At 51.7% G+C, this 20,468-nt stretch carries 3 protein-coding genes (1 of these 3 running past the window's edge); all 3 read left to right on the top strand.

Annotated elements, in window-relative coordinates:
• A protein-coding gene (locus ACPXV9_RS08035) for a DUF4347 domain-containing protein (RefSeq protein ID WP_423895931.1) crosses the window boundary here: on the top strand, positions 1–18,095 show its 3' portion. It extends 15,916 nt beyond the left edge of the window; the window shows 18,095 of its 34,011 coding nt (coding positions 15,917–34,011); the start codon falls outside the window, past its left edge; its stop codon occupies positions 18,093–18,095.
• A 49-nt stretch (positions 18,096–18,144) separates the two neighbouring features.
• On the top strand, positions 18,145–18,435 hold the full coding sequence (locus ACPXV9_RS08040; RefSeq protein WP_423895932.1) for a DUF3467 domain-containing protein: 291 nt from the start codon (positions 18,145–18,147) through the stop codon (positions 18,433–18,435).
• Positions 18,436–18,592: 157 nt separating this feature from the next.
• Positions 18,593–20,464, top strand: coding sequence for an efflux RND transporter periplasmic adaptor subunit (locus ACPXV9_RS08045; protein ID WP_423895933.1), 1,872 nt, complete (start codon positions 18,593–18,595; stop codon positions 20,462–20,464).
• Positions 20,465–20,468: the final 4 nt, after the last annotated feature.

A 20,468-nucleotide genomic window follows, 5' to 3' on the forward strand; every position in this document is an offset into this window, starting at 1 on the left:
CCACCAGCGCAGATGACACCACACCCGGTTCCGCGGCCATTCTTGAGCAGCGTTTTAACACACTGTTGGGAGCCGATGCCGTCAGCGTAAGCGGAGATGGCAGCGAAGCCAATCCGTGGGAATTTGTATTCGCTGGCCCTGCGCTGATACTGGAATTGAACACCGGCGGGGAGGCGCTGGACACATCAGTGGTCCACACTCGCACGATCACAGATGCAACAGAAGTCGCTGCGTTTGATAACGCTCGTCAACAGTTTATTTGGCCTGGCGATGTGGTAGCGCTTGAAATCGGTTATGGCGCCAGCACCACCGTATTGGATGTCACTGCCAAAGGCAGCGCGCAAATTGCCGAGGATCTTGAAGCGGCATTGGAAGCTCTTACCGATGAAAACCTGAGTGTAGTGATTCCTGCTGCTGTCAGTGAACCCTGGGAAATTGTGTTTCATGCAGGCGCCGATGTCGATCTGTTAACCATTACAGCCACCAAGGAGCAACAACCAACGGTTCAGGCCAGTACTGGCAATCAACAGAATTCCGAGCAAACGTTCCTGCTGTCCGGTGAATCACAAATCTGGTACGGCACCGAAACGGCGGTGATTGCTGCAAGCGATACGGCTGCTGATATTCAGGCGTTACTGCAAGGCTTTGATGCCTTTACCAGCACTGATGTGGTGGTTGCCGATGGCAGCGTCGACGATGAATACGTAGTGACCCTGACGTCCACGGTTAGCAGTGACACGGTATTCGAAAATATCTTTACCGCTGCTCTGGCCACCATTGATGATGATCTGAGTGTGTCGATCACTGAAATCACCAACAGTTTGCAATCTGTTGCTTTGAGTGGATTGCAAACCCTTTGGTACGGCGATCAGGGGGTGGATATCGATTTCAGTGGCAGCGCTGAATCCATTGAAACCGCACTGGAAAGCCTCAATGCCATTGATCAGGTGGAAGTTACCGGGTCTGCGGGTAGCTGGGTTATCACTCTGGTGGATGCCGAGGTGACGGATACAGGCGAATACCGTCTGATGTCTGCCTTCAGTGCGGCCAGTATCAGCTTGAATTATGGTGACCGCCATACTCAGAGAGATGCCGAGGTCGCCGAGCGCACCATCGGTCTGGAAAGCTGGCAGTCCAGCAGCTATTTCAACTACAACGGCGAGCGTGTTCTGATTGAAGCGGGCATGACTGCTGCGGAAGTGGAAGCCGCTCTGGAGAGCCTGAGTAATATCACCGATGTTGATGTGGCCGGCTTTGGCTCATTGGCAGCTGATGGTCAGCCATGGTCTGTGGCCTTTATCGATGTTGACCGTGACAGCGGTGGTGATCTTTACGACTTTAATCGCACTGTGTTTGTTCAGGAAATGTTGGAAACGGCACAAACCACGACCGTTGAAGACATTACCACTCAGACACTGACCGGTGACCTGATCAAAGAGGGCACTCGAATTTCGATTAGCCCCGATGAAGATTTTATTCTCGAGGCCAGCCAGATTTTTGCCGATGCAGATCAGCAGGCTGCCGAGCTGCAAAGTCTGATTCGCGCCATTGGCAGCAGTACCGATACTACTGATGTAACGGTCTCCTATGACGACACTCAGAGTTTGTTCGTTATTAACGGCACCAATCTGGAAAACCGTATTCTGGCTACCAACTTTACTGATTCAGCCAACCCGGAAGTGGAAGAGGCGTTGGTTGCCACAACGACATCGGCCTTTATTATTTTGCCGGCGGGCATTGCCGGTGGCAGCCTCAGTTATAACGGTTCATCAGTCGATTTGACGCTGACAGACAGCACCGTAGCCGGTGATATTGTTTCTGCTCTGGCGCCGCTGGCAATGGGTACACTCGTTGTTGAAGGTGATGGTTCGGATCAGGCCCCATGGTTTGTCACCGTGGAAAATTTTGGCGGTGCTTCGGACCTGACCGTTGAATACGACTTCAACAACGAGGGGTTTGAAGCCGTCAGAATCGGCTCGCCCACCAGCTATCACACCATTGAAAAGTTGAGCGATGAGGGCGTCTGGGAATTACAAACCGTTTCCGATAGCAACTCCCAATTGGCGGTTTTGTCGACCACCCAGACCGATGCCGGCAGTGATCTGTATATTTCTCCCTACCAGACCATTCTGGTGGAAGGCTCACGCATGGTGGAAAAGGATGTGTGGGACTACGAGCGCGATGCTGATGGCAACAAGATCAGCGATGAACTGGTGAAAACCGGTGCGACTGACTGGTTCCTCGACCCGACTTACGTCAATGACAATGATGTCGACAGCATCTATATCGCCGGTTCCGGTGCCGATGATTCCTTTATTATCGGTCATCAGGTAGACGCCGAGGGTACTGACCAGCAGGTGATTTACACCGATACCCTGCAAATTGATCACCATCGCATTGGTGACAGTGATCGCTCTTTGAGTATCGTAGTGAGAGGTATCGACCTCGACGATAATGCCGATGATAACGACGATGTGGATGGCATCGGTACCCGCGACAACGTTACCGTAGATGCCGATGGTGGTGACGATGAAGTCATTGCCGGTTTCCTGCCGAATTCCACGGACATTCTGTCCAGTCAAATTATCACGGCCCATGTGGTTGATAATCTGACTTTGATAGGTGGCACTGGTGACGATCGCATTGTCGGCAGTCATCGAGGTGACACCATCAACTCCGGTATTGGTAATGACACGGTCACTGGTAACGGTGGTGTTGATACCTTTATCGACGATTCGGATAGCACCGAAACCGATACCCTGATTGAAGCCCGGGACTTGAATTATTCACTGTCTGACAGTGAGTTGCATGTCACTGGTCAGGAAGAATTGCTGGGTGAGATCAGCGTGGTGGATGAGCTGGAAACCACGGTTGGCGTATTTGAATCCTTCGTTCTCTATGGTGGCGCCAGCAGCAACAGTTTTGCCATTAACGATTTTACCAAGCAGGCCATCCTCGACGGTACCATTGGTTCCGACACCTATGTGATGACACTCAGTGGCGATATTGACGGCAAGTCGTTTGTTGAAATCGCCGATTCCGGCAGCAACGACAGCGAAGATACCGACAGCGTTGAAATCTGGGGTGGTGGTAATGGCCTGAATCAGGATGACACCCTGCACATGGATGTTGATACCTCCCGCCAGCAAGTGGAGTACAAAGGTACTACAGAGAGCTTTACTCTGAGCTACAACGGTCAGACAACAACCAGTCTTACTGGCAGCAGCACTGTTGCCCAGATTCAGGCGGCGCTTGAAGCCCTGTCCAGTATTGCGACGGGTGGCGTAGAAGTTTCCGGTGATGGCAGTGACAGCAACCCCTGGGCCATTACCCTGTTGAATGCGGATCAAAATACGGAAGGTAAGTTCTACAAGATTTCCAGTAGTAACAGTGCTGTGGCTGATGCTGGTGTGGCAAGGGCTTTGGTGCAGCGCCTTGACGATAATGTCACGGCGGCACTGCTGGCGGGCAAGCCGGACATCGATGCGATGTTTGAAAAGCCGCAGTACGCGCTTCAGCAGTTTTATGTTCGCTCTGATAATGCCGATGCAACACCAAGCTTTAGTCTGAGTTACAACGGTGTCAGCGAGCTGATTACCTTATCCACCAACCCCAACGATGACAGTGGATTCAGTAAAACTGATCAGGATGCTCGCATAGCTCAGCGTCAGGCTGAGTTGGAAGCAGCACTGGAAAATATGGCTGGTATCAACGATGTCACAGTTGCTGGTGCGGGTACCCATCGGGACCCATGGCGGGTTGAACTGCTTGATGCCGACATTGATTCCAAAGGCAATTACGCTCAGCTGATGACGCTGGATACCGACGATATCAGTACACCACTGGATATTGCCGATGCCGCAGCGACCACAGCACCTTCGTTGTCGTTGTCCGATCCAACCGACTTCCAGCGGGTTTACTATGACTTCAGCGCCGAGAAGGTGGAGATTCACGGTGGTGTCGGTGCCGATACCATTATTTCCGATGACAGCATGGCCGCCACCTACGTCTATGGTGACGAAGGCGCGGATAACTTCCTGATTGGTCGGGTACTGGAAACGGAAACGGTAACACTGGCTGATGGCCGAACCATCGATGTGGTCAAAGGTGACGAAGGTATTTCCGCCGGTGTCAGTTACAACGGCTTCTTCTATGGCGGTTCCGGCGACGACTACTTCGAGGTCAATCACAACATCGGTGAGTTGTCATTGTTCGGTGAGTCCGGCGATGACACCTTCTTCCTGCGTGCTCATCTGCAGTCCGATGGCTCTGAAGTGGACGGCAATACAGTAACAGCCGGTGCCGGTGATGAAGACAACAACATTGAAGATTCGGATAAAGACATTCTGATCAATTACGTTCAGAACAACCGGGTGGTGATCAATGGCGGTTCCGGCTTCGACACCATTGTGCTGGCGGGTACGGCGTTGGCCGACACCTTCTATGTCTTTACTGATAACGAAGACAAACAATACATTTATGGCGCGGGTCTGAAGATCGAAGGCGTCAGCAATATCGAGCGTCTGGCACTGGTGACCGGTGCCGATGACGATCAGGTCTTCCTCTATGGTTTGAGTGCCGAACTGGAGCTGCTGATCAATACCGGTTCCGGTGATGACGAAGTGATTCTCGGTGGTGAGGAACAGACCTTTGAAGTGGTTTATCCCGAGAGCAGTGCGGTTTACACCGTTGAGAAAGATCTTGTTGTTGATGAAAGCGACGGCGAAGAGCGTCTGACCTACAACGATATCATCTTTAACAAGCGCGATCTCAGCCCTAACGACATTGAAGAGTTGTGGCGCGAGTTCTATGTACGTTGGGTTAAACCGGATGCCAGCGAAGAAGAAAAGAATGCCGTGAAGATGGATCTGATCCATTGGAAACTGCTGGAGGCTAATCTGGCGGTGGCACTGAAACTCTATAGCCAGGCCGTCGAGCGGGCACTGGAAGATCCGGTTCGCGGTACTTCTATCTGGGATGCCATTGATTGGTCCGACCTGACCCAGAATGTTTACAAGGAAATCAACGAATCCTGGTATGGCACATCCCAATACGGCGCCGATGTCGATGCGTTTGAAGCCGCTTTACTTAATGCTTCCGGTACGACAGTGGATGGCGTACCCCAAGGGCAAGATTTTGGTCAGGCAATTGGTGGTGACTGGGAAGGTTACTTTGGCTTGGGCACCACCGCGCCGATTCTGCCAGATACGATCGACTTCCAGACCCTGCTGAACCTGTCCCCGGATCGTGCCGTATTGAACAGCGATCAGGAGCAGGCGCTGGCCCATTTGGATACCTGGAATGAACTGACAGCCGGTAATGTTAAAGCTGAAGACAGGGATCTGATGGCCGGTAACCGCAGTCTGGATTATGTGTTCTTTATGGAATACCTGCGCAAGGTTGTTGGTTGGACCATTTGGGGTGATTTTGCCCACGCCGATCAGATCTATTTCAGTACCAACAATGGCGAAAACCGTCTGGACAACTGGGGTTATGATCCGGATCTGTACGTGGGTGATATGTACTACCGCGATCAGATGTCCATTGGCTCGTACACGGTGGATTACTGGATCTTCGGTTCGGTTACCTATCAAATCAATATGCCACATGTGGAAGGTGAATCCGCGGTATGGATCCCAGAAGATCAATGGAGTGAAGGGCAGGGCGGCAATCTGTTCCGCGATCTGATCTCCATGTTCTACGATCCTCAGGCGATCATGCCCAACGACAGCAACACCAACGTTGAGCAGGATTACATCGGTGTCGAAGTCAGCGGTGAAGCGTCCTACCGCTTTGATGATCTGAGTCAGCGTACGGTCACCAAGATTTTGCCGGAGAATTATGATCTGTCCCGCATTGCCGGTAATGTGCGTCTGGCAGGGGGGCCCGGCAACGAAGATAAGCTGACCATCAACATTCAGGAAGACGCAGGCGCTGAGTTGAATGTAGGTCGTGTGGATTTGCATCTGGCTGAGTATGACTACAATCTGGATGATTCGTTGATTACCTATCTCGATGATTCCGGTGTTTGGCAAGCCGGTCGTCCAGATGGCGTCAGCCATGAAGATCTGCAAGGTGCACTGGAGCGTGCCAACAAGCAAGAGCAAATCGGACTGTTGGATGGTCTCGCCCAGAATGGTCTGGCTGATGCACTTGATGATGGCACCGTGACCTTACAGATAGAGTCCACTGAAGAAACCTTCTCGCTTGAGGATGAACTGGCGAGTCTGCGCGCTGCCATTGCTGCGCTGGTGCCGGATAGCAATAATGACGATCAAGCTTCACTGGTAATTACCCTTGAAAACTTTGCCAAGAAAGGCCAGCAGCTGCTGGGTCTGGAGGAATCCGATGGCACTGAGATTATCGGGTCCGGTGATTTCTCGCTGGATAAACTTGAAGCTCTGTTGATTGACAGCGCTCTGTTGTCCTGGGCCTATGGTGATACCGATGCCGCTGGCGATGATGATGCAACTGCGAAAGCAGTGATCACCGCACTGGAAAGCGTGCGCGACTTTATTACCTTGGCCGCTGCCAAACAAGAGTTAAGTGATGACTACACCTGGAGCGCCGATACGGCGCTGAAGGTCTATACCCGTTCCGATCTGGATCTGTCGTTACGTGAGGCGACTTACGAGTACAGTCAGGAAATCTGGGATCCGGCGCTGTTGGAACAGGCCAATAACTGGTTCCAGAAGAACGGCTTTGGTCCTTACGCCGGTTTGATCGGTAATGAAGTCAACACCGATGAACTCGCCAGTTACGATACAACTGGCGAGACCCTGCGTCTGTTACAGATCATCTATCAGGTTGGCGGTGCTGGTGGCGTCAGTGGCAGCGTTGGTGGTGGCGCCCTGACCGGCAATACCATTGAGATGGAAAAGGCCTATGTCGAGGCTATCAATCAGTTGAATACCAGCTACTACACCTATTCCTATTACGGTGTTGATAGCGCTGGTGATCCGGTACTGGAAGGCGTGGCCATCAACCGCTTTAACGCGGATGTGGCTCATGAAGATTTGCTGGAATACGACGTCGACAGCACCACTGAGCGCTACCTCACGGCAGACAACTGGATTGCTTACCGTGATGCTCTGTTGAGTGATGCCGGCAAAACGGCAGCCGAGTTGGCCACCTACCGCGATAACCTGCTTATAGATCAAGGGTTGTCGGCTGTTTTAAATGACGATTTGGCCACGGTCTTTAGCGACGAAAATGTGGATGCTCTGATACAGCTGACACAGCAGCAAAATGGTGTGGATATTCAGGCGCTGCTGCAAGACGGTTTGATTCTGCAGAAGAAGGTGGGTGCGTCTGACAGTGTTGAATACGCCATTGATATTGCCAGTTTCCAGGATACGGCGGGTTTCTATCTGCCTGAGACCATCACGGTTAATAAAACCGAAACCGTCGATGTCAAGGTAGAGTCCGATTACGTGAGCGGTCGCCAGACCAATGACGCCGGTGAAGATTACACCGCCTATGATGTCAGTTACGACACCATTGAGCTGGTAAACAGCGACTGGTCAGGTTTGTGGCTGCGTGGTTTTGAAAACGCCATTTTCAACGTCAATGCCGATGACAGTCGTGACATAGTCGACACCGTCAATATCACTGACGGCGTGGATTGGTTGGATATAGAGCTCAACACCGGTGGTGGAGCCGATGTCATCAACATCGATGCCAATACCATCATGGATGACTTTGTTCTTAATGCCGGATACGGTGCCGATCAGATTCATGTGGCGCTTGAGAATACCGACAACACCCTTCTCAATCTGGGCGACGGTGGCGATACCCTGAATATTTCTGCCACCGGTTTAAGTGCCACGGTCAATGCCGGTGAAGGCGTCGATGATGTTATCAACGTCAATTACGATGCCCAAAACCAACAGACTTTCCTCAATGGCATTGGTGGCACCTTGAACCTCCACGGTCAGGGCGGTTCCGATTTCTACAATATTGCGCTGGCGGGAACCGGTTCCTCCGTTATCAATATTGATGATCAGGCGCCAGGTGATCTGGAGTCCATAAACACCCTCAATGTTTACGGTACGGATGAAAAGGACAACTTCCTGTTCCGTCCCGGCAGCATCAATGCCATGCAGACCGACGCCGAGGGCAATATCGTTTCCGGCGGCCTGGTTGAACGCATCAACTACGGCAGTGACCTCAATGGCGGTATTACCGTTTATGGTCGCGACGGTGACGACAGCTTTACCTTTGACGATACCAGCGCGGTCATGACAGTGCTGGGTGGTGCCGGTAACGACAGCTTCCAGGTCGGACAGGTGTTTAATTCACCGCGCGATGCGGCAGCCGGTCTGGCTCCGGAAGATCAGTTCGATACCACTCGTGTGACTCAGGGCTTTATCAGTAACGGCATCAGTTATTCGGCCACTTTACGCGGTGGTGTTGGTGAAGACAGCTTTACCATCTATCGCAACGTGGCTGAGATTTCACTCTACGGTGATGAGGATAACGATAACTTCCTGGTTCGCAGCTTTGTGCTGGTCGACCCCGATGACCCGAACGCGCCGTTTACCAACATTAACGGTGGTCAGGGTGCTGACTTTATCAGTTACGCCATGAATGCGCCGGTTAACATTTCCGGTGGTGATGGTCTGGATACGGTAACCATTCTCGGTACCGAGTTCGGTGACGATTTTGTCGTGACTGAAAGCGGTGTTTATGGTGCCGGCCGTTACACCAGTTTTGAAGGTATTGAGAAGCTGGTGATCGATGGCATGGAAGGCAACGACACCTTCTTTGTGCATAGCACCAACGAAAATATCCAATTGAATCTGGTAGGCGGCAAAGGCAGCGATACTTTTGAAACCGCTGGTGGCAATGACGGCGATGCAGTCTCTGTGGTTGCCGACGATCTGCTGGGTCACAGCGGATTGATTGAGAACGTCATTACCAGTGGTGACGATCGTCTCAACGAAATTGAGCAGATGATTTCTGCCAATATTCAGGACGATGACGAGGCCGGCATTATCATCCGTGCGGTTACCGGATCTCTGAGGGCTCACGAAGATGATGATGGCACGGCGCTGGTTGATCCCAATGCCGTTAATGTCTATGAGGTGGTCCTGACGCGTCCTCCGGAGGACGTGGTGCGTGTTACTGCCACCGCGACGACACCGGATGAAGATGCGCTGGCGGCAGGTGCTCTGGGAGTCGCCTTGAATGGCAACGAGAACGCCACCACCTTGCTGTTTGATCGCAGTAACTGGTTTATCGCTCAGACCATCACCGTTTCTGCTTTGGATGATTTGATGGCAGAGGGTAATCAGGCTGTGGAAATTCGTCACAGCGTGATGGAAGGCCTGACCGATCAGGACGGTGATGAGTACGATCGCCTGATTGCCAGTCGCATGGTGGTTGAGGTGATTGACGATGATGCACCGTCAGTTGTGATTAGCCAGAATAATGGCTCCCCGCTGGTGGCAGAGGATATCGCTCAGCTGAATGAAGATTCCTACCGTCTGGTACTGACTTCACAACCTGCTGAAGATGTGAATATCACCATCAGCACGGATGGTCAGGTAGAACTGCGTAAAGCAGGGGATACCGACTATGCCGATTCCATTGTGGTGACGTTCACATCGGCCAATTGGGATGAAGTACAAACCATTGAGTTCAGTGCCAAGGCAGATGATGTGGTTGAAGGTACCCATTACGGGCGCATTTCCCACGCAGTGACCAGTGCCGACAGCAACTACGATGGTATGGCTATGGGTGTGGTGGATGTCACCATTGCCGATGGCGATCACCCTACCTTGTTGTTGCTCAAGCGTCATGAAATCACCGTTGATGGCAACCTGATTGAGTCATACAGCCTGCAGGATGGATCTTCTACTCGCGTAGCCGAGAAAGCGGTTGATGGTGTGCTGGCGCAGGGTGAGGTGATTACTGATGCGGTTGGTAATCTGTTTACCGGCAGTGTGGGTTTGGCTGAGATTGATGAGCTGAGTGGCAACGATGCCTGGTTCTACGCTCAGGATGTGTCTCTGGCTCGCTGGAGTCAGGCACTCAATAATCACATTGAAGATTCTGAAGGCACGCCACATCTTACGGTTAACGCCACCGGTGACGGCAGCCGGGATTACTTTGAATTCCTGGTGACCGATACCATGCTCAGTGAGGCGGGTGGCAGTCTCACGGTGACAGCGGATATTGATAATGGCTACACCGACGGCGATTCTGTCTGGTGGCAGAGCAGCCTTAAGTTGTCTCGTGTGGATGGTTCAGATCTGGATGTGAAAGCCGAAACCGGCTTTGGCAGTGCCAGTCTTGATAGCGGCAGCACCAGTCTTAACGACGCTCACTTGTCCTTCAGTATTAGTGAGGCCGGCGTTTATATCATCGAGGTGGATGGCACCATTAATCCAGCAGCCACCTATGGTACTGGTGTGCCAGAGGGTGCGGATTATCAATTGCACCTGAGCCTGCCTGAGCAGGAAATTTCCGAGTTCAAATTTATTCCTGCTCCGGTTCTGGAAAATGAAACAGAATCGTCTGATCCGGCTAATGGTCAGGCTCTCAGTGGTGGCAACAATACCGGTTGGTACGACACCCCGAATGAAAATATCGGCAATGTCGAGCTGGGCGGTGCCATTGATGATTCCATGTCTCACCTGACGGTCGAAGGCATCGGCTCTGGCAGTAAAGACTACTACACCTTTGAAATTACTCAGGACATGCTGTCTGGCCCTGCTGGTCAGTTGATCAATGGCCAATCTACGCCGGGCAGTACGGCTGGCTGGTACACCTCCGCCGGTATTGATTTCCCGGATACCGTCACTGTGGGTGATCGCTGGATTGTGGATGTAACAGGACAAACCTATACGGTGACTGCGGCCACCACCAATGGTAATGATCTGGCAACGGATCTTTACAATCAGCTGGTTGATGCCTCTACCGGTTTGGACAGTACGTTCTTCACCGTTGTCGTTGAAAATGGCAGCGATGTAGTGATCACCAATACCGATCTGGGCTTTAAACTGGACGTTGATCACGAAACTACGCTGACTGCGGGCTCTTCAGATACCACTCTGACTCAGACGGATACCGTAATTGCTGTACCGGCAGGGGGGCTCGATGCAGGTCAAACCTGGTCGGTAACCATTGGTACAGAAACCTATGATTATGACCTGCTGGCGGCTGACAATACCATCGATAAGGTGGGTGCCAAGCTCGTGGCTACCGTCAAAGCTGCACTGGGTGATGATTATCGAATCAGCTACACCAACAACAGCAATACCCTGACGGTGATTGATACCACTACGACGGTAGGCGTTGCTTATTCCGGTGAGCGTAACTACAGTGTGGATGGCTCTGATCTTGTCCCTGAGAGCTATTTCTCCATCGGGACTGTTGCCTATGACCAGACATGGGAAATTTCTGTAGGCGGGGTTTCGCCAGTTACTGCCAGTTACACTACCACCGATGATACCGATGCGACTCTGCCTACCAAGGCCGAGATTGCAGAGGCTCTGGCCAATGAACTGGCCACCGATCTGGCCAACAGTGCGGTGTTACAAGGTTACTACGTGGTTGATTACGTTGACGGTGAAGAGGGCTTTACGGTCACCAAAATTGACGGTAACGACACGCTCTACCACAGTCTGGCCAATTCTGAGGGCACAATTACAGAGACCCAGCAGGATTACTACCAGCAGGTCATAGACCTGAGCCAATCTCTGGTCAGTGGTGAGGTCTTCCGCTTGCAGGGATCTGGCAGCTTCGACAACAGCAGTGCAAACCTGTCGACCCTGGAGGCCGCTCTGGATGCAGCCTTTGATACGGCGGTACTCAATGGTTCTGTGATCACTATTACTGATACTACCGATCCCGATATTACCGCAAGCATTGTGGCGACCGATGTCAGTGTTCAAAACAGCCAAAACAGTAACAGCGTCACAGTCTATAGCCAAAGCATTGATATCGGTGCTGGCTATGACTTTAACAATAAAGACCGCTGGACTCTGACTCTGGATAGCGAAACACCGATTGAGCTGACACTGAACGATGCAGATTCGGGTGATTTGGACAGTCTGGCTGATGTGGCCAGTGCCTTTGATGCCCTGTTCAGTGAATACACCATCACTGCCAGTGGCAGTGAGTTGGTGATAGTCGCGAGTGATGAGTCTCAGGTAGCTGCCAGTCTGGTTATACAGAACGACGAATCCTTGTCCAATACGGTTTCCGATACCCAAGATCGTTGGGACAAATTTGTACTGGACCTCGATACTGACAACTCTCCCGCAGTCGGTGATAAGTGGACGATAACCGTCAACGGCCAGGACTTTACCCACACGGTAACTCAGGCGGATATCGATGCCAGTGATCCGATCAATGAAGTAGTGGCAGATAAGCTGATGGCGCTGCTCAATACCGCCGGCTATGCCACCAGCAGTACCGCTACCAATGAAAGAGTGGTGGTTGAGGGCATTGATGATGCGGTCATTTCTCACGCACGCATCGCTTTTGTACAGGGCCTGTTTGATATCGATTTCGGTCGTTCTTACAGCGAGACTCTGAGTAGCACCAGTGATAGCTTCAACAGTTGGACCAGTGGACTGGTGAATTACTTTGAGTCCGTATCCACTACGATCACCAACAGTTATAGCTATGTTCCTTATCTCAAAGTCTTCGATGGCAATGGTATTGAGGTAACCGGTGCTGCGGTCACCGATTTCTCGGCTGGCTGGGATAATGGCAGTTACGATAGTAACGATCCGATGTTCCTGATGCTGTTTGATACGGTTGGGACTTACACCATTGAAGTGGGTTATGAGGTTACCCATTCCACGTTCCAGAATGTGGTGACAACCCTATCCAGTTACGATTACAGCAACCCGTTTGCCACAACCTATTCCAGTTCTACCTCATCGCAGTTTACCCACCTGGGTACCACTACCAGCGAGCAGGGTATTAGCGAGAACTACCAGTTGAATATTTCGCTGGATGGCCATGGGTTGGATACCGATTTTGTTGATCTGGTGGGTATGACCCTGACAGTGATCAGCGAAGATTCATCCGCTTACGGCGAAAGCGCCATCATTACCGGTTACGACGTTCTGAGTGACACCTTCACTCTGGATTCCAATCTGGTATTGAGTGAAGGGGATCGCTACGAAATCACTTACACTGTGGCCGCTGAATACGCAGAGTATGGCAACTCAGCCAATACCGCTTGGCAGAGTGACAGCTACCTGATGGTGTTGTCCGGTGCCCCGAGTGATGATGTCAGTGTTGCCATTGGCGGTACGGAAACCCGAACCTACAATAGCGCGAACGCCTTCAGCGATGATCCGGCTGAGCGCAATGAAATTCAGGTGTCCACGGACAAGGACTCGGTGACATTCAGTACAACCACCTGGAATTCCATTCAGGAAGTCTCCGTCGATGCCATCGATGATCTGTTTGTCGATGGTGGCGACGTCAAGGTGTTTGCCCCGGGTACCGAGCGAGTCAATCAAATTCGCGGGCCGATCTTTATCAATGGTGGTGAACAGCTTGGTGCGGACTATGTGCTGAACAATCCGGTCATGCTGCCGGATGAAACCAATCTGTTCCCTGTGGATGGCACCCTGACTGCGGTTGATGGCAATACCATCACAAACGCCAACGCTGAGCACTGGGATTCCGAGGCCAAGGCCTTTGTGGATGGTTTCGATTCGCGGATTGACGGTAACCCCTACGAAGTCAGCATCATGCGTGATGGCGAGTTGCTGGCAGTGGTCGATGTTGTGGATATATCCGACGATCTGTTCACTCTCACTCTGGCGGATCTGCCAGATGGTGTCGAACCCGCAGTGGGTGATGAATACTTTATTCGTCCTGTGAACCTCAATACCCGTGTGGATGAAGCGGTGCAGGTGGATATCCTCAATATCTACAACAGCGGCAGTCCGGCGGAAGAGTCCATGACCTTGACTCATAACCGGATTACCGGTTTGGGTATGGGTGACGATGTAGTGATTGCCGACACGCCGATTGCGGGCGGTATCCACTACGAAAATCTCGAGAGCCTCAATATTGATCTGGGCACAGGTATTGACAATGTCACCATTGAATCGACCCATGAGGGTACGACTCATATCAATACCGGCGACGGCAGCGACAATGTGGACATCAAAACGGTCGCTGGTGTGACCTCCATCATCACCGGTGACGGCGATGATACGATTACCGTCAGCAGCAATGAACAGCTGGTTGATGAAATAGCCAACCTGCTGGCCGTGGATATGGGAGGTAATGGTGGCGACGTCCTCAATCTAGACGACAGCGGAGATCAGGCCGATAACACCTTGCAAGTGAATGAGACCAGTCTGATCGGTCTTGATATGCCTTCTCTGGCTGAAAAACAGGAATTGTTGATTCGGGCAGCTGGCGGCAGTTTTGCCATGGACTTTGGCAGCCACGGCGTTCTCACTGTTGCCTATGGTTTGGATCAAACCGCCATGACCACCGCGCTGAACGATCATTTTGGTGTCACCTCGGGTGTTACAGTGGACGTTTCTGAATCTGCCAGCGGTTATCTCTACACCATCACCTTTGGTGGTGAACTGGCCGGAGAGAATATTGCCGAGATGGTGGTGGATACCGCCGGTCTCACCAGCGATGCCGATACTTCGGTGGACGCTCGCGTGCAAACACTGCGTGATGGCTCGGACAGCAGCACCAGCGGCACGGTGCAAACTCTGACTGTGACTGCAGAATCCGGTGATTTTGAAATAGAAATCCTCGGACAACAGATCGCAGTAGCCTGGGATGCGGATGAAGACGCTTTCCTTGCCGCATTGCAACCGGTGGTTAATCCCAATAACAGCAACGATGCTTTGCCGCATACCAATAATGTTGCCGTTACCAAAATGGGCAACGACTGGGTTGTGCGCATGCTGGGTGAGTTTGCCGATCAAACCATAACCGCAGTTTCCGGCGTTGAAGTGGCTACCCGAATGGAGGGTATTAACTACTACGGTGTGGATACTCTGAATATTGATACGGGCAGTGGCAACGATGATATCAATGTGCGCTCGACCCACCCGGATACGGTGACCAATATCAACACCCATGCCGGTCAGGATCGGATTTTTGTCACCAGTGATGCCGACAGCGATCTGAACAATCAGCCTGCGGCTCACGGTACGCTGGACGGTATCAATGGTCTGCTGAATATCGATGCCGGCAGTGACGCCAACAGCCTTTATGTCAGCGACTTTGACAGTGATGTGGCCAATACCGCAACCCTATCTGGTGGTCTGATTAGTGGTATGTCGGTGGCGGATATCACCTACACAGCCACCTCCGGCAACTACAATAACGATCTGGTTATCTGGGGTGGTCAGGCTGGTGATGACATCACCGTTGACAGTCTCTATCTGGAAGATCTGACCATCACCACGGTTTACGGTAACTCTGGCGATGATCTGATTACGGTAACCGCTGCAGACGATCTTACCGATCCGGCGCATCAGGCTCTGATTGATGCTGGTTATGGCATCGAAGCCCGACGTCTGGATATCTTCGGCGATGCCGGGGATGACACGGTTCAGGCCTCTACGGCGACTATGGCCATTCGCGCCGATGGTGATGCCAATGATGATCTGATCTTTGGCAGTCAGGGTGATGACGTTCTGATCGGTGATACCGGTGATGATCGCATTTATGCCAATGAAGGTCAGGATCGGGTTTACGGTGACGAAGGTCGCGATACCCTCGAAGGTAACGAAGGCGAGGATCTGATTTACGGCGGTACTGAAGACGACATCATTCGCGGTAATGAAGGCGATGATACCCTGTTCGGTGATCAGGGTAATGACATTGTCTTTGGTGATTCCGGTTCAGCAGAAAATGCTGCCGGTAATGATTTGCTGGCCAGTGAGCTGGATAATCTGGCCAGAATAGTCAGTGAAGATACTGCGGTATCCAGCGATGACACCATTGATGGTGGTCAGGGTAATGACTACATCGTCGCCGGTCTTGGCGAAGATACCGTTACCGATGCCCTTGGTGATAATTTCGTTCTGGGTGACCTTGGCGAGATCGGTTTCACCGGTGTTACTGGCCCCAACACAGGCAGTGTCAGCTTTGTCCGTGTCAGCAATACCAGTGGTGATGATGACACCATCACCGTTGGCCAGACCTCAGGCAACAACACCGTAGTGGCCGGACAGGGTGATGACACCATCACGTCTTATGCCGGCGACAATGTGTTGTTGGGCGACAATGGTGAATTGCTTTATGTGGACGCCATTCTGGTTCGTGCCAGCAGCAGTGAAACCACACAGGGTGGTGATGACACCATTGATACCGGTGAAGGCAACAATCTTGTTATTGCCGGTCAGGGTGATGATCACATCCATAGTGGCAGCGGTAATGATCAGATTATCGGTGACAACGGTGAAGTGAATTACAACAACGCCGGAGTGGTTACCACACTTGAAACCACCGATATTGCCAATGGTGGCGATGACACCATCACCAGTGATGGTGGTCATAACGCCATTATGGGTGGTCAGGGTGATGACACCATTACCACTACGGATGGTGACGATGATATTTTTGGTGATAACGGCCTGATTGAGTACAGCAATGGCATTGCCACTCGCCTGATTTCCACGGATACCGACACCAGTACCACCGGTGAAGACATCATCGATGCAGGTGAAGGCAATAATCGCATTATTGCCGGTCTGGATGATGACACCGTAAGCAGCGGCAATGGCAACGATGTTATTGCCGCGGACAATGCCGAATTTATCTACCAGGACAATGTTATCGTTCAAGTGTCTACTCAAAACCCGGGCGAGGGTGGTGATGACACAGTTACTGTAGATGGTGGCGACAATGTCGTTCTTGCTGGTAACGGCAATGACTCTGTCGAAACCGGTGGTGGTGAAGACGACGTTATCGGTGATAACGGTCTGATTGAATTTGCCAACGGCAATGCCACTCGGATTGTTTCCACCGATACCAATAGCAGTACCGCCGGTAATGACACCATTGATACCGGAGCGGGCAATGATCGTGTGATTGCCGGCTTTGGTAACGACGAAGTCATGGGTGGCGAAGGCGACGATATGATTCTGGCCGATAGTGGCGAGTTGTTGTTCGCCAATAACGCCTTCGTGCAAATGGCCACCGACAGAGCCCCTCTGGGTGGTCGCGATACCGTCTATGGTGAAGACGGTGACGACTGGATCATGGGTGGCGGCGGTGACGACGAGCTCGATGGTGGTGATGGTTACGACATCATTCTTGGCGACTTCGGTCGGATTGCCTATGACGATCAGGATCAACTCTACGCTGATACCACCGATCCGTTGATGGGCGGTGAGGATACTCTCATCGGTGGCGAAGACAACGATTGGATGTTCGGTGGTGCCGGACGCGACTCGTTCGATGGCGACTTCTCCGAAGACGTCATTCTGGGTGACTACGGTCGTGTCACAGATTCGCCATCGCTCAATAGCGTGGTGGTCTCTACCGATCCGGGTAACCTTGAATTAATCGGTGCTTCGCAAGGATTGCTGGTCAATGGCTATGCATTGATTCAAAACCTCAACTGGGAAGATGTATTCCAGGTGGGTGGCGAATTTGTCGATTATTACAATAACGATGCCCTGAGGCTGGCACGTGTTGGCAGTGGCGATGAGGGGGCAGAATCTGCCAACGACTCGCTGCAGCAATTCCTTGAAAGTCTGCCTGCACCCGCTGCAGGTGATGATCAGAATCAAGAGGAAGTGAACCCAGAAGAGTGCATCATTGAAGAGGGTGCCGTTGATGAAAACGGCGAGCCCATTGTTCTGCCTGAAGCCTGTCAGCCTCAAGAGGACGGTGAACCTGTAGAAGATCCGAATACCGAGGAGGAACAGCTGAAAGAGGGTGAGTCCCTTGCTGGTCTGGAATCGGTATTGGCTCTGGCCGCAGTCAGCCGCCGCTGGAAAGTGAGCTCAAGACGTACCGATCAGCGCCGTTTTGTGGTAGAAAATAGCGATGAATTGATTGAGCACAAAGCCAGAGAGCAGAAACTGTTTACCTGGCAAGACGGTGAGGTCAAGCGCAGAAGCAATGATCGTTAAATTGAAATAACAAACTGAATAATTAAAGTGAACCATTAGGGAGTACATAATGACCGATAAGAAACAAGCGCAGAACGCACCCAAGCTGAAATGGGATGACTCCAATATGCGCAGTTCTTACGCCAATGTTTGTAATGTATCAAGCACCCGTGAAGAGGTGACGTTACTGTTTGGCACCAACCAGACCTGGCACACTGGTCAAAAGGAAGTAGCCATCAATTTGTCTGATCGTATTATCCTGAACCCTTTTGCTGCCAAGCGTCTGAGCAATTTGCTGGGTAAGGTGGTTGAAGAATATGAAAACCGCTTTGGCACCATTGGCGATGGTTCAGAAGGCTGATCGCTGATTGCTACAAGCAGACCGGATGTCCGTCAGGGTTTTTAGTGAAAGATTTCACCAAAGCTGACCCTGGCGGATTTTTCCGTTCTAACAGGATGTTTTTAGATTTAGCGCCTGTTATTACGGCGTTAACTACTCAGAATTACCGAGAAAAAACTTGGCTATAGAGTCCATCACACATTCCGCCAGTACCGAACCGGTGTCAGGCGACATCAAGTCGCCGGCCATTACACTGGATTATCTTAACCAATGTGCGGAGCAGGGCAGTTGGTATCAGGTCTGGCTCGACTACACGCTGCGGGATTTATCTGGCATTGCCTCGGCGTTACTGGCCGTTGATGACGACCAATCCCAACGCTTAAAACCTGTGGCGGCCTCAATCGCTGGCAGTCAGGACAGTGAGCTGCTGGGTTATTTAATTGAGGAGTCCGCCTACTGTGAAGACCCGGTGGTTATGCCTCTGGATGATGGTCAGGGGGCTTATGGCATTGCCTATCCGGTGGTTATCAATCATCAAATAAAATCCGTCTTTGCCTGCCGGATCAAGCTGTCCAGCGCCAGTGATATTGAGACCTTTATGGCCCGGCTGGAGTGGCTTTGTTTCTGGATTGAATCGCATTTTCTGAAGTTGGCAGAGGCCAGTCATTTAACAAAGCTGGATCATCAGAAAACGGTTCTGGACGGTTACCTTTCCATTTTTCGTGCGGAAAACTGGCAAGAGTCTGCTCTGCAATGGGCCGATACTCTGGCCAACCGTTTCCAGTGTGAACGGGTTAGTATCGGCTATGTTCGCCGTCATCAGGTTAAGTTGGCGGTCATCTCCGGCAGCAGTGAGAATGATTTGCGATCTGTGTCCGCCAAAAAAATCCGTCTGGCCATGCAAGAGGCTTTTGATCAGAAATCATTGGTCGTCTGGCCGCCGACAGAGGCTCGGAGCGGCTCACATCAAGTCAGTCACAACACCGAAAAGCTGTCCAGCAGTCACCACAATACGGGCTTGCTTTGCGTGCCTCTTAGCAAAGATGATGCAATCTACGCCATGGTGCTGTTGGAGCGACATGCAGAACAACCCTTCAATGATGAAGAGGTGGGTTTTATCGAGTCGGCCGCCGCGCTGGTTGGTTTGGGTCTGGAAGAAAAAATTCAGGGGCAACAATCCCTGTTGCGCCACTTGCAAAAATCAGTGGTAAAACAACTTCACAAGTTTGTCACACCGGGGCAGTTAAAGCGCAAGCTGTTTGTCACCGGTGCCTTGTTGTTAGTGGCCTTCTTTTCTCTTGTTGAAGGGCATTATACCGTCAATGCCGATGTAGCCTTGGAGCCGCGACAAATCCGGATTGTGTCGGCGCCGTTTAATGGTTATCTCAAACAGGCTCTGGTCAGAGCCGGTGATAAAGTCACAGCGGGAGCCGAACTGGCGTCACTGGAAGATCGCGATCTGCGGCTGGAAAAAATCAAATGGCTCAGCCAGATCGAGCAGGATAAAAAACAATACACCGAATCCTTGGCGGATTACGATCGCTCTCAGGCACAAATCCTGTTTGCCAAGATGGCGCAATCCAGAGCGCAGCTGGCAGTGACCAACAGTCACCTTGAGCGCTCGGTGATCAAAGCGCCTTTTGATGCCCTGATTGTCAGCGGTGATTTAAGCAAACGGGTGGGTGGCTCCATCAATCAGGGCGAGGAAATGTTTCAAATTTCACCAATGAATGCCTATCGCCTGATTCTATATGTCAGTGAATACAAAATTCGTGATGTGGAATTGGGGCAAACCGGTCAGGTGGTGTTGTCTTCTTTGCCCCATAAAAACTTTGATTTTTTGGTGGAAAAAATTACCCCGATTACGGAAGTGCGCGAAGGCGGTACTTTTTTCCGGGTCGAAGCCGATATCAAAACCTCGGATCCGGCATTTCGTCCCGGTCTGGTTGGGATCGCCAAGATTGATGTGGAAGACCGACTGTTGATCGATAACTGGACGCACGATTTGCGCAAGTGGCTGGCCATGAAACTCTGGTCTTTCTGGGGCTGAGTTA

Origin of the sequence: Candidatus Pelagadaptatus aseana (assembly GCF_040362265.1) — a bacterium.
Classification (GTDB): Bacteria; Pseudomonadota; Gammaproteobacteria; order Pseudomonadales; family Cellvibrionaceae; genus Pelagadaptatus; species Pelagadaptatus aseana.